General features: G+C 63.3%; 13 protein-coding genes and 1 riboswitch. Of the genes, 8 read left to right on the plus strand and 5 right to left on the minus strand.

All coding sequences use genetic code 11. From position 1 onward, the window contains the following. Positions 1-17: 17 nt before the first annotated feature. Together LDJ84_RS06095 and LDJ84_RS06100 are read right to left on the minus strand one after the other, a co-directional pair. Complete coding sequence (locus LDJ84_RS06095; RefSeq protein ID WP_226046071.1) at positions 18-929, minus strand: putative 2-dehydropantoate 2-reductase; 912 nt, start codon at positions 927-929, stop codon at positions 18-20. Positions 930-967: 38 nt separating this feature from the next. Then, positions 968-1933 carry a response regulator gene (locus tag LDJ84_RS06100; RefSeq protein ID WP_084358283.1) on the minus strand — a complete coding sequence of 322 codons (966 nt, stop codon included), beginning with the start codon at positions 1931-1933 and terminating at the stop codon, positions 968-970. A gap of 155 nt (positions 1934-2088) precedes the next feature. Here LDJ84_RS06100 and LDJ84_RS06105 point away from each other — a divergent pair, with 155 nt between their 5' ends. Together LDJ84_RS06105 and LDJ84_RS06110 are read left to right on the plus strand one after the other, a co-directional pair. Continuing rightward, on the plus strand, positions 2089-2568 hold the full coding sequence (locus LDJ84_RS06105; protein WP_037016362.1) for a YajQ family cyclic di-GMP-binding protein: 480 nt from the start codon (positions 2089-2091) through the stop codon (positions 2566-2568). A gap of 143 nt (positions 2569-2711) precedes the next feature. Then, positions 2712-3557, plus strand: a complete 846-nt coding sequence (locus LDJ84_RS06110) for a mechanosensitive ion channel family protein (RefSeq protein ID WP_024764078.1) — start codon at positions 2712-2714, stop codon at positions 3555-3557. A gap of 69 nt (positions 3558-3626) precedes the next feature. Here the strand turns inward: LDJ84_RS06110 and LDJ84_RS06115 are convergent, their stop codons facing one another. Further along, positions 3627-5435: an AmpG family muropeptide MFS transporter gene (locus tag LDJ84_RS06115; protein ID WP_024764079.1), complete on the minus strand. Its 1809-nt coding sequence runs from the start codon at positions 5433-5435 to the stop codon at positions 3627-3629. Between the two features lie 40 nt (positions 5436-5475). Then, positions 5476-5844, minus strand: coding sequence for an MGMT family protein (locus tag LDJ84_RS06120; protein ID WP_084358284.1), 369 nt, complete (start codon positions 5842-5844; stop codon positions 5476-5478). 206 nt (positions 5845-6050) lie between these two features. On the opposite strand from LDJ84_RS06120, the gene LDJ84_RS06125 reads away from it, so the two are divergent. After that, the gene (locus tag LDJ84_RS06125; RefSeq protein ID WP_037016355.1) at positions 6051-7052 is read left to right on the plus strand and encodes a DUF481 domain-containing protein; all 1002 of its coding nucleotides are present in this window, start codon (positions 6051-6053) and stop codon (positions 7050-7052) included. Positions 7053-7140: 88 nt separating this feature from the next. Here the strand turns inward: LDJ84_RS06125 and LDJ84_RS06130 are convergent, their stop codons facing one another. Next, on the minus strand, positions 7141-7899 hold the full coding sequence (locus tag LDJ84_RS06130) for an SDR family oxidoreductase (RefSeq protein WP_024764082.1): 759 nt from the start codon (positions 7897-7899) through the stop codon (positions 7141-7143). 107 nt (positions 7900-8006) lie between these two features. Here LDJ84_RS06130 and LDJ84_RS06135 point away from each other — a divergent pair, with 107 nt between their 5' ends. The 5 genes from LDJ84_RS06135 to crcB all read left to right on the plus strand — a co-directional run bounded on the left by LDJ84_RS06135 (position 8007) and on the right by crcB (position 12103). Next, complete coding sequence (locus LDJ84_RS06135; RefSeq protein ID WP_196913466.1) at positions 8007-8744, plus strand: HugZ family protein; 738 nt, start codon at positions 8007-8009, stop codon at positions 8742-8744. An 87-nt stretch (positions 8745-8831) separates the two neighbouring features. Next, positions 8832-9299: an FxsA family protein gene (locus LDJ84_RS06140; RefSeq protein ID WP_024764084.1), complete on the plus strand. Its 468-nt coding sequence runs from the start codon at positions 8832-8834 to the stop codon at positions 9297-9299. Between the two features lie 237 nt (positions 9300-9536). Further along, entirely contained in the window at positions 9537-9830 is a 294-nt protein-coding gene (locus LDJ84_RS06145) for a co-chaperone GroES (RefSeq protein WP_009617968.1), read from the plus strand. Positions 9831-9878: 48 nt separating this feature from the next. Then, positions 9879-11519 carry a chaperonin GroEL gene (groL, locus tag LDJ84_RS06150; RefSeq protein WP_024764085.1) on the plus strand — a complete coding sequence of 547 codons (1641 nt, stop codon included), beginning with the start codon at positions 9879-9881 and terminating at the stop codon, positions 11517-11519. 73 nt (positions 11520-11592) lie between these two features. Continuing rightward, positions 11593-11655: riboswitch (Fluoride riboswitch) on the plus strand. Positions 11656-11719: 64 nt separating this feature from the next. Continuing rightward, positions 11720-12103, plus strand: a complete 384-nt coding sequence (crcB, locus tag LDJ84_RS06155) for a fluoride efflux transporter CrcB (RefSeq protein ID WP_024764086.1) — start codon at positions 11720-11722, stop codon at positions 12101-12103. Positions 12104-12207 lie beyond the last annotated feature (104 nt).

Consider the following 12207-nt stretch of genomic DNA (forward strand, 5'->3'; position numbering starts at 1 on the left):
GGCAGGGTAGCCCGCGATCAGGTGTCGGGCAATCCGCGCGCCACCAGGTAGGCGCGCAGGCGCTCGTGTACGGCTCGCAGTCGCGGCAGGGCGAGGTGCAGGCGGTCACCTTCGCGGCAGGCGTGGCCGAGCAGGTAAGCGATCTCGCTGCGCCGGCCCTGGACGACGTCCTGGTACATGGAGGAGAAGTTCGTTGCAGTGGCGGCAATCACGCGCTCCACGTCGCCCTGCAATTCCTGCGCAGCGGCGGGGTAGTTGCAGGCGTGCAGCAGTTGGCCCAGTTCGTCGCACAGCGCGGCCACTTCGTCGGGGTGCCCGGCCAGTTCGCCATTGCGGCATTGGTGCAGCACGGTCAGCGGGTTGATCGCGCAGTTCAGGGCCAGCTTGCGCCACAGGCGTTCGAGGATGTTCTCGCTCCACTGGGCGGGAATCCCGGCTTGCTCCAGCTCGGTCAGCCAGGCCGGAGTGGGCCCGCCGTGCTCGTCGCCCAGCCAGGTCTGGCCATGGCCTGCGAATACCACGCGGAAGTCGGATTCGCGGAATGCGCCTTCGGTGCTGGAAGCATAAAGGCAGCGCGCGCGCGGCAGGTGGGCGCTGACCGCCTGCTGGCTGCCCAGACCGTTCTGCAGCAGGATCAGTTCGGCTCCGGGGGCCAGGCGCGCCGCCACGCTGGCGGCGGCAGACTCGGCGTCGTAGGCCTTGCAGGCCAGCAGCAGGCGCTGGATCGGCGCGCCTTGCGCAGCGGTTTCGGCGGGTATCGGGTAGAGGCTCTCGCGACCGTCTTCGATCAGGGTGACGCCACCGAGGGTGCGGTAGGCGTTGAGGCGCTGGCGGTCGCGCAGCAGCAGGCGCACCGGCAGGCCTGCGCGGGACAGGCGGGCGGCCCACAGGCAACCGAGGCTGCCGGCGCCGAGGATAGACCAGGTCATGGGAGAAACTTCGCGGGTTCGGGGGCTTACCGCGAAGTTTAGCGCAGGCCGGTCAGGCGACTGGCGTTGATTCGCCCGCTGGCGAAGGCATCGGGCAGCAGGGCACGGCCCTGCTGCATCAGTTGCTCGACTTCCACGGGCAGCGCCTTGGCGTCCAGGCCCACCAGGCTGATGCCGGCCTTGAGGGTGATGAAGCCTTCGCTGGTCTTGAACGCCTTGAGGTTCAGGCCTTCGTGCAGGCGGCGGAAGCTGCTGGGGGAGCATTCCTGCAGGTCTTCGAGCAGGGTGATCAGGGCGAAATGCTGGCCGTCGATGCGCGCCAGGACGTCCAGCGGTCGTACCAGTTGCTGCAGGCGCCGGGCGACGCCGTGGAGCAGTTCGTTCTGGAACGACTGGCCACGCTTCTGCCCCAGTTCGGCCAACTCCGGCAGGCCGATGAGCATGTAGCACACGGCGCCACCACGGGATTCCACCTGGCGGATGCTGTCGGCCAGCTTCTGCTTGAGGTAGCGCTGGTTGCCCAGGCCCGTGGCACTGTCCACCAGGTTGCGTTCTTCCAGGCTGGTGATGTTCTCGGTGAGCAGGCGGTTTTCCATCAGCAGGCGCTGCAGGGTATTGCTCAGGCGGTCGGCGGCCAGTACGCGGGGCACCAGTTGCTCGTTCATCGCCGATTTGCTGACGAAGTCGTCCACGCCACGGTCGAAGGCTTCGGCCAGGGCGTTGTCGCCCTCCTTGCCGGTGAGCAGGATGATGTAGGTGTAGTGGTCGCCGCTCTCGTCGAGCTGGCGCACTCGGGCGGTGAGCTCCAGGCCGTCCATCTCGGGCATCAGCCAGTCGGCGAGGAGGACGCTCACCGGCTGCTTTTCCAGCAGGTCGAGCGCTTCGCTGGCACTGCTGGCGAAGCGCACGTTCAGGTAGCCGGCCTGGCTCAGCGCGCGGCCGATCATGGCGCTGGAGAACTTGGCATCGTCGACTACCAGGATGCTGAGATGGTTGGTTGGCATGGAATGTCTCGGAAACGGGTAGGAAATGCCGGCTAACGACGTCAGAGGCCGGGCGCGGTCTTGTCTGTCAGTTATAATGACCGCGCATTTTTATCGTCAAGCCAGGCGTCGTCCCGTCTGTGAACCGGGTCGCGCCGTCCATCTGGAGAGATGTCATGCCTTCGTTCGACGTGGTGTCCGAACTGGACAAACACGAACTGACCAACGCCCTGGATAATGCTGCCAAGGAACTGGACCGCCGTTTCGACCTGAAGGGCAAGTGCAGCTTCGAGACCAAGGACAAGTCCGTCACCCTGACCGCCGAGGCGGATTTCATGCTTGAGCAGATGCTCGACATTCTTCGCTCCAGCCTGGTCAAGCGCAAGATCGATGTGCAGTGCATCGAAACCAAGGACCCCTTCCCGTCGGGCAAGGTGGTCAAGCAGGAAGTGACCTTCCGCGAGGGCATCGACAAGGATCTGGCGAAGAAGATCGTCGCCCTGATCAAGGACAAGAAGCTCAAGGTGCAGGCTGCCATCCAGGGTGAGCAGGTGCGTGTCACCGGCAAGAAGCGCGATGACCTGCAGGAAGCCATCGCGCTGCTGCGTGGTGAATCCCTCGGTATGCCGCTTCAGTTCAACAACTTCCGCGACTGATGCGCGCTGCTCTGTAAGCGCTGCGGAACCTCAGCGCCCGCGCGACGTCGCAGTAATAGAGTCGCTCGGCGAACTCCCGACCGCCATGGCTTGCCATGGCGGTTTTGTTTTAGGCAATGGCAACAGACAAGGGGCCTGCATCCATGGATATGAATTACGAGCAGATCATGAACAGTGCGGAGGCCTGGACGCCGGTCGTCCTGGCTTACCTGGGCAATGCCGTGCTGGCGCTGTTGACCCTGCTGATCGGTTGGTGGGTGATCAACCTGTTCACCCGTCGTATCGGCGGGTTGCTGTCCACCAAGCATGTGGACAGGACGCTGCAGGGCTTCATCGGCAGCATGGTGAACATCATCCTGAAGATCCTGCTGATGGTCAGCGTGGCGTCGATGATCGGCATCCAGACCACCAGCTTCGTCGCTGCCATCGGTGCCGCCGGCCTGGCCATCGGCCTGGCGCTGCAGGGCAGCCTGTCGAACTTCGCCGGCGGCGTGCTGATCCTGCTGTTCCGCCCGTTCAAGGTCGGCGACTGGATCGAAGCCCAGGGCGTTTCCGGCACGGTGGACCACATCATGATCTTCCACACCGTGCTGCGCACCGGTGACAACCGCACGGTGATCGTGCCCAATGGCGCGCTGTCCAACGGCATCATCACCAACACCTCGACCCAGACGACCCGCCAGGTGACCTTCGATGTGAAGCTGGCCTTCGACGCCGATCTGGAGGGTGCTCGTGCCATCCTCAAGGAGCTGGCGGAGGATTCGCGCGTACTCAAGTCGCCGGCGCCGGTGGTGGTGGTCGCGGGCCTGGGGGAGAACTCGGTGACCCTGTCGCTGCGCCTGTGGACCGCCAACTCCGATTACTGGGCGGTCACCTTCATGCTCAACGAGCAGGTGCGTCAGCGCCTGCGCGACGACGGCATCGACCTTGCGCCGAACAAGGTGGTGCGTGTGGTCAAGGGTGAAGAGGACGCCGTCCTGGCGGACTGATCCCTCACGCGGAACGAAAAAGGCCGGCATTTGCCGGCCTTTTTCATGGGCGCTGCTTCATCAGCCAGTTCAGGGGCGTTCGGCGCTGGCTGGCTGCGTTGGGGCTTCGCTGGCTTCCTCGGCGGCGCCGTTGGTCATGTCGTTCTTGCGCTGCAGCCACAGCCAGCCGATCAACAGCAGCGTCGGCACGCCGAGCAGGGCGGTGAAGAAGAAGAACCGCTCATAGCCCATGCCCTCGACCATGGCGCCGGAGTAGCCGCCGATGAAGCGCGGCAGCAACAGCATGGTGGAGCTGAGCATGGCGTACTGGGTCGCGGAGAACTTCAGGTTGGTCAGGCTCGACAGGTAGGCGACGAAGGCCGAGGTCGCCAGACCGCCGCTGAAGTTGTCGAGCATGATGGTCACCACCAGCATGGTGACGTGGGGCTCCAGCACCTTGAGCAGGGCAAAGACGTTTTGCCCCATGAGATGCGGATCGTCGATCGCGCCCATCTGCGCAAGGAGGGCGAACAGCAGGTTGGTCGCCGCCGAGGCCGCGCCACCGATGAACAGGATCGGCAGGATGCTGAAGCGGGCGATCAGCACACCGCCGGCCGCCGCGCCCACCAGGGTCATGACCACGCCGAACAGCTTGCTGACGGTGGCGATGGTGTCCTTGGTGAAGCCCATGTCGATGTAGAACACGCTGGCCATGGTGCCCATGACGGTGTCGGACATGCGGTAGGTGGATATCAGCCCGAGCAGCAGCAGGGCCTGCCAGCGGTAGCGGCGGACGAACTCGGTGATGGGTGTCAGCACCGGGGCCATCAGCAGCCGACCCGGTGCGGAGATGCAGCTCAGGGCGATCAGCAGGTAGAGGAGGGCGAGCCACCACTTGCCGGCCTCGGTCATGTTGATGAATGCGGTGCCGGTCACCAGCAGGATGATCAGCACGATCACCGAAACCGCCTGGTGGACGAAGTCGAACTGCGGCAGGCCGCGCCCGTGTACGGCCAGCAGCAGCGGGCGGCGCACCTTCGACAGCAGCTCGCGGACCGGGCGGATCTGCCGGCGACCGTGGGGCGTCATGCAGATGCCGATGAAGATCCCATACAGCGCGGCGCGCGGCCAGGCCTGTGCGGTCAGCGCGGTGAGCATGGCCGGCACGGAGATCAGCAGCACCAGCAGGGTCAGCACCGAGAGTAGCTGGTGGTTGAAGGCGAAAGCCGAGCTGCCAGCCTGTGGTTGCACGTTCACCGGCGGCTCTTTCATCAGCAGGGTGGTGATCAGGCCGGGCAGGATGGCCAGCGAGCACACCGCGTAGGTCAGCGCCCAGGCCGACTGGCTGTAGTGCAGGGCACTGGAGCCGGCCCATTCGGCGAGGAACAGCACGCCGGCGGTGGCGAACAGGACGGCGACCCGGTAGCCGGTCATGTAGCACGCGGCCAGCGCGGCCTGGCGGGTGTTCTCGGCGATTTCCAGGCGGTAGGCGTCGATCGCGATGTCCTGGGTGGCCGAGGCAAAGGCCACGACCATCGCCAGGGCGATCAGCCAGTTCAGATGCGACTGCGGGTTGCACAGGGCCATGCCGAGCAGGCCGATGGCGATCAGGCCCTGGGAGAACACCAGCCAGGAGCGGCGACGGCCCAGGCGGCCGATGAAGGGCAGGCGCCACTGGTCGAGCATGGGCGACCAGACCCACTTGAAGGCGTAGACGAGCCCGATCCAGCTGGCGAATCCGATGGTTTCCCGGGCGACACCCGCTTCACGCAACCACACCGAGAGGGTGGAAAGCACCAGCATGTAAGGCAGGCCGGCGGCGAAACCCAGCAGCAAAAGTGCGAGGCTGGCGGGAGACTTGTAGGCAATCCATGCCTCTCGCCAGGAATGCTCTTTCATGGGGTGTTTTCCAGCAGGTCAAAAATTCTCGCGAACTTTACTAGGACTGCTCGCCGCTAGGCCAGCCGTGCCGACGTATGTCCACCCGATCGTTATGGATTCTGACACCCTCTGCACGCAATCGTGCGCGCTGTTCGTTCCCCGAAACAGTGCCGATGGGCAGGCTGATGCGGCCACCGGCGGCGATCACCCGGTGCCAGGGCAGGCGGGTGCCATCGGGCAACTGGCTGAGGATGCGTCCTACAAGCCGCGCAGAACGGCCCAGCCCGGCCAGTTTGGCCACATCGCCGTAGGTGATCACGTGCCCTTCCGGCACTTCGGCGACCACCAGGAAAATGGCCTCGCGGCGAGTCTGCAGGCTTTCCTGCGTCAGATCCGCGGAGGAGGCGGAGACTTTGCGCTCGGGCATGGGTGATGGTCGCTTCAGTGAAGGCCAGGTCAGGATATAGCGAAGCCTGTGGTAGGCAAATGCGTGTGGCTAAATGAAGGAAGTTTCCCGTCATTCTGTCAGTAATGATGAACTCTGTACCGCCAGGTCTGTCATTCGTTGCTCTAGCGTCGGGTATCTGGATAATGCCCGGCTTTTTGCCCACCTTGTCCAGTTGAATCAGGCTCATGTTGTCTAGAACCCTGCTCTCCATTGCCCTGGCTTCCTGTTCCCTTTCCGCTGTCGCCGATACCGTCTGGTTGAAGAATGGCGACCGCCTGACCGGCACCATCAAGCTGTTCGACGGCGGCAAGCTGTTGTTGGCGACTGATTATGGCGGGGAGATCACCTTGAAATGGGACAAGATCAAGACCCTCGAGACCGACCAGAACCTGCTGGTGAAGTACGACGAGGAAACCGGCGAGCATTCCAAGGGCATCAAGGCATCGGACGATGGCAAGGTCACGCTGGTCAACGGTCAGCCGCGCACCGTGGAGCTGGCGAAGATCGAGCAGATGATGCCGCCCAAGCCGATCCTCGAAGACTGGGTATGGACTGGCAACGTCGACTTCTCCCTGGACCACAAGCAGGCCGAGAACGATGTCGAGGACTACGACATCGATTTCAAGACCAACGCCCGCCACGGCCGTTGGCGCCACAACCTGCAGGGCGAATACAACCGCGAGAAGAAGAACGACCAGGTCAGCACCAACAATTATTCTGCCGAGTATGCGTTGGACCGCTTCCTCGATGAGCACTGGTTCTGGCAGGGGCAGGCGCAGTACAAGCGCGACTGGATCGAGGACCTGAAGAAGAAGCGCACTGTCGGTACCGGTCCCGGCTACCAGTTCTGGGATAATGAGCTGGGCGCGTTCTCCCTGGCCACGCTGGTCAACCGCAACGACTACGAGTTCGTCGACGACGAGAAGTCCCACTTCTACAGCACCAGCCTGAAGTGGGACTACAACCGTTACCTGCTGGCCAAGCAGTTCGAGCTGTTTACCAACGGCGAAGTCAGCAAGCCACTGGAGTCCAACGTGGACTACGAGCTGGAGAGCGAGGCGGGCATCCGCTACAAGCTGACCTCCTGGGCGTCCCTGAGCCTGAAGGCCGAGTGGGACAAGCTCAGTGGCAACGATGGCGACGTCAACGAGCGTCGCTATACCGTTGGCCTGGGGGTCGGCTGGTAACGTCGACTCAGGCAGGAGCGAGCAGGCTCGTTCCCGCAAGGCACATAAAAAAGCCCCGCACATGGCGGGGCTTTTTCAAGGGGGAGTGTTACAGGCGCAGGCCGCCGTCCAGCTCCAGCACGCGGCCGGTGTAGTAGTCGTTCTCGAGGATGTAGGCCACCGAGTGGGCGATTTCCAGGGGCTTGCCCAGGCGCTTGAGCGGGATGCCGGAAGTCATTTTCTCCAGCGCTTCGGGTTTCATGCTGGCGACCATGTCGGTCTCGATGAATCCAGGTGCCACGCCGGCCACGCGGATGCCGTAGCGTGCCAGTTCCTTCGCCCAGACCACGGTGTCGGCGGCGACGCCGGCCTTGGCTGCGGAGTAGTTGGCCTGGCCCATGTTGCCGGCGCGGGAGATGGAGGAGATGTTGACGATCGCGCCTTCGTTCTTCAGCTCGATCATCTTCGCCGCCACTTCACGAGTGCAGAGGAACACGCCGGTCAGGTTGACGTCGATCACGGCCTGCCATTGGGCCAGACTCATCTTGCTCAGCTCGCCGTCCTTGACCTTGATGGTCAGGCCGTCGCGCAGGATGCCGGCGTTATTCACCAGGCCGTTGATGGCGCCGAAGTCGCTGGCGACCTGGGCCACCATATGGGTAACCTGTTCTTCATTGGCGACGTTGCACAGATAGGCGCGGGCGTCACCACCGGCGGCCTTGCAGGCGGCCACGGCTTCGTCCAGTTTTTCGGCGTTGAGGTCAACCAGCGCGACGCGCGCGCCCTTGCCGGAGAGGTATTCGCCCATGGCGCGGCCCAGGCCCTGGCAGCCACCGGTGATGATGATGACCTTGTCTTTCAATTGCATCGGAACAACCCCACGAACAGTTTCTGGTGAAAGGCCCCGCCGGCAGCTGTGCACAGAGTCAGTCCTGCCCGTCCGTTTGCGACGGATTCTTTGCGAGGAGTCATAAGTTGAGCGTGAAAGCTGCCAAGCATGCCCGAGAACTGCTGCTCAAGGAATACCGCGGCGTCCTCTCCACCCACTCGAAGAAGTGGTCCGGGTTTCCCTTCGGCTCCGTGGTGCCCTACTGCCTGGACGAGGCGGGCCGGCCGCTGATCCTGATCAGTCGCATCGCCCAGCACACCCACAACCTGCAGATGGATGGCAAATGCTCGTTGCTCATCGGCGAGCGTGGCGTCGACGACATCCAGGCCGCCGGCCGCCTGACCCTGCTGGCCGAGGCGCTGATGATCGAGGATGTCGACGCCATCGCGGGTGCCGCCGAGCGCTACTACCGCTATTTCCCCGGTTCGCAGGACTACCACATCGTCCACGACTTCGATTTCTGGGTACTCGAGCCGGTGCAGTGGCGCTTCATCGGCGGCTTCGGCGATATCCACTGGCTGGGCGCCGACAGCGTGCCGCTGGCCAATCCCTTCGTCGGCGAGGCGGAAAGGAGCATGGTCGAGCACATGAACAGCGACCATGCCAGTGCCATCGAACACTACGTCGAGCTGGCCGGGCTGCCCGCGGGCAAGGATCCGCAGCTGGTGGGAATTGATACCGAAGGTTTCCACCTGCGCATCGGCCAAGGCCTGCACTGGCTGCCGTTCCCTGCGCCCTGCAGTAATCCTGGTGCGGTGCGCCAGGCGCTGGTGCAGTTGGCCAGGGCGGACGTCTGGCCGGGTAGTGAGGTTATCCAGGCTTGAACAATCCCCGGGCATTCCCTTGAAATTGGCGCGGGACGTCGCCACCTTTCCCGTTATCTGGGTAAATGCCCCGCCAAGGAAACATCGATGCGAGTTCCTCTTTTCCTGATTCTTCTCTTCCCGCTGATCGAGCTGGCCGTGATGATCAAGGTCGGCAGCGTGATCGGCGTGGGCTGGACCCTGCTGCTGATCATTGCCGGTGCCTTCATCGGTGCCGCCGTTCTGCGTGTCGCTGGCGTGGCGACCGCTCTGCGTGCCCGCGAGCGCCTGAATCGTGGCGAGCTACCCGAACAGGAAATGCTCGAAGGTCTGGTCATCGCCCTGGGTGGTGGCCTGCTGATGCTGCCGGGCTTCATCAGCGACGCCATCGGCCTGCTCTGCCTGATCCCCTTCACCCGCCGCCTGATGCTTGGCCGCGTGCGCCAGCGCATGCAGGAACAGGCCGAGCGCCGTCGGGCCTTCGCCGACGATCCGGCCGCTCAGCAACGTGGCGGCCCGAGCGTGATCGAAGGCGAGTACCAGCGCCGTGAGGAAGATCGCGACCGCTTGCGCTGAGCCTCGGACGGTTTCGGCCGTCCTGAGCACCCTCCGTTTGCAAAATTTTTTTCGTCACACCCTTGAAATGCCTTGTAGCGACCTTATGTACCGGTCACCGCAAGGTCCCTGTCGCATGGACAGGCTGCTCTTTACGCGTCTCGCCAGCCGGGACGCAAACCGGCAACGCCGGATTCAATAAAACCTGCCGGGCATCGATCTGGCTGTTGGAAATCACAGTTTGGGAGAGTTACGACTATGAAGCTTCGTCCTCTGCATGACCGCGTCGTCATCCGTCGCAGCGAGGAAGAGACCAAAACCGCAGGCGGCATCGTGCTGCCGGGTTCCGCCGCCGAAAAGCCGAACCGCGGTGAAGTGGTCGCTGTTGGTGCCGGCCGTGTCCTGGACAACGGCGAAGTTCGCGCTCTGGCCGTCAAGGTCGGTGACAAGGTGGTGTTCGGTCCTTACTCCGGCAGCAACGCCATCAAGGTCGACGGCGAAGAACTGCTGGTGATGGGCGAGTCCGAGATCCTCGCCGTCCTGGAAGACTGATTCCAGTCCGTCCACTCCCCACCGAATTCGATTTAGAGGAAACAGAACATGGCTGCCAAAGAAGTTAAGTTCGGCGATTCCGCTCGCAAGAAAATGCTGGTCGGCGTAAACGTCCTGGCCGACGCGGTTAAAGCGACCCTCGGCCCGAAAGGCCGCAACGTCATCCTGGACAAGAGCTTCGGTGCTCCGACCATCACCAAGGACGGCGTTTCCGTCGCCAAGGAAATCGAACTCAAAGACAAGTTCGAGAACATGGGCGCCCAACTGGTGAAAGACGTTGCCTCCAAGGCCAACGACGCTGCCGGTGACGGCACCACCACCGCTACCGTTCTGGCCCAGGCCATCGTCAACGAAGGCCTGAAAGCCGTCGCTGCCGGCATGAACCCGATGGACCTCAAGCGCGGCATCGACAAGGCCACCGTGGCCATCGTTGCTCAGCTCAAGGACCTGGCCAAGCCGTGCGCCGACACCAAGGCCATCGCCCAGGTCGGCACCATCTCCGCCAACTCCGACGACTCCATCGGCAACATCATTGCCGAAGCCATGGAAAAAGTCGGCAAAGAAGGCGTGATCACCGTTGAAGAAGGCTCGGGCCTGGAAAACGAACTGTCCGTCGTAGAAGGCATGCAGTTCGACCGTGGCTACCTGTCCCCCTACTTCATCAACAAGCCGGACACCATGGTTGCCGAGCTCGACGGCCCGCTGCTGCTGCTGGTCGACAAGAAGATCTCGAACATCCGCGAAATGCTGCCGGTCCTGGAAGCCGTTGCCAAAGCCGGCCGTCCGCTGCTGATCGTGGCTGAAGACGTCGAAGGCGAAGCCCTGGCTACCCTGGTCGTCAACAACATGCGTGGCATCGTGAAAGTCGCAGCCGTCAAGGCTCCGGGCTTCGGCGACCGCCGCAAGGCCATGCTGCAGGACATCGCCATCCTGACCGGCGGTACCGTCATCTCCGAAGAAGTCGGTCTGAGCCTGGAAGGCGCCACCCTGGAGCACCTGGGTAACGCCAAGCGCGTCGTACTGAGCAAGGAAAACACCACCATCATCGATGGCGCTGGCGCTCAGGCCGACATCGAAGCTCGCGTCCTGCAGATCCGCAAGCAGGTCGAAGAGACTTCCTCCGACTACGACCGTGAGAAGCTGCAAGAGCGTCTGGCCAAGCTGGCCGGCGGTGTTGCCGTGATCAAGGTAGGCGCTGCCACCGAAGTCGAGATGAAAGAGAAGAAAGCCCGCGTTGAAGACGCCCTGCACGCTACCCGTGCTGCGGTCGAGGAAGGCGTGGTTCCTGGCGGCGGCGTCGCTCTGGTTCGTGCTCTGCAAGCCATCGAAGGCCTGAAGGGCGACAACGAAGACCAGAACGTCGGTATCGCCCTGCTGCGTCGCGCTGTCGAAGCTCCGCTGCGCCAGATTGTTGCCAACTCCGGTGACGAGCCGAGCGTGGTGGTCGACAAGGTCAAGCAAGGCTCGGGCAACTACGGCTACAACGCTGCTACCGGCGTGTACGGCGACATGATCGAGATGGGTATCCTCGATCCGGCCAAAGTCACCCGTTCGGCCCTGCAAGCCGCTGCTTCCATCGGCGGCCTGATGGTCACCACCGAGGCCATGGTTGCCGAAGTGGCTGACGACAAGGCTGCTCCGGCCATGCCGGACATGGGCGGCATGGGTGGCATGGGCGGCATGATGTAAGCCACCCGGCACCTGCTGTAAGAAAAAGCCCCGCTTAGGCGGGGCTTTTTCATGGACGCGGGTTGTGCCAGACTGCGGTGCAGGAGATGGCATTCCTCCTTCAACCGCCCTTGTGGCTGATGATGCCTACGCATTGACCTGGAAAGGCGCGTAGGCGTTCGCCTGCAGCCTGTCCAAGACACTTTTCCCAGGACAGGACCATGTGGAAATCCATTCTTGCCGTCTCTCTCGGAGCCGCCCTCGGTGCACTGCTGCGCTGGGTGCTCGGGCTCAAGCTCAACACCCTCCTGCCTTCCATGCCACCGGGCACGGTGGTCGCCAACCTGGTTGGCGGCTATATCATCGGCGCGGCCATCGCCTTCTTCGCCAACACGCCGGGCGTGGCGCCGGAATGGCGGTTACTGATCATCACCGGCTTCTGCGGTGGTCTCACCACTTTCTCGACCTTCTCCGCCGAAGTCGTCATGTTGCTGCAGCAGGGCCGCCTGGCCTGGGCGATGGGTACAGTCGCCACGCACCTGGCCGGTTCTCTGTTGATGACCCTGGCCGGGCTCTGGTCGGTGAACTGGATGATGGGCCGTTAAGCGACCGCTGATAGTGATGCCTCGGCAAGAATGAACGGGGCCCCGTTGCGGTGCTTCCCCCTGCAGGATCGCAACGACAGCCGGAGGACCGCCAGTGGCTGTTG

The organism is Pseudomonas sp. HS-18, assembly GCF_020401845.1.
Classification (GTDB): domain Bacteria; phylum Pseudomonadota; class Gammaproteobacteria; order Pseudomonadales; family Pseudomonadaceae; genus Pseudomonas; species Pseudomonas nitroreducens.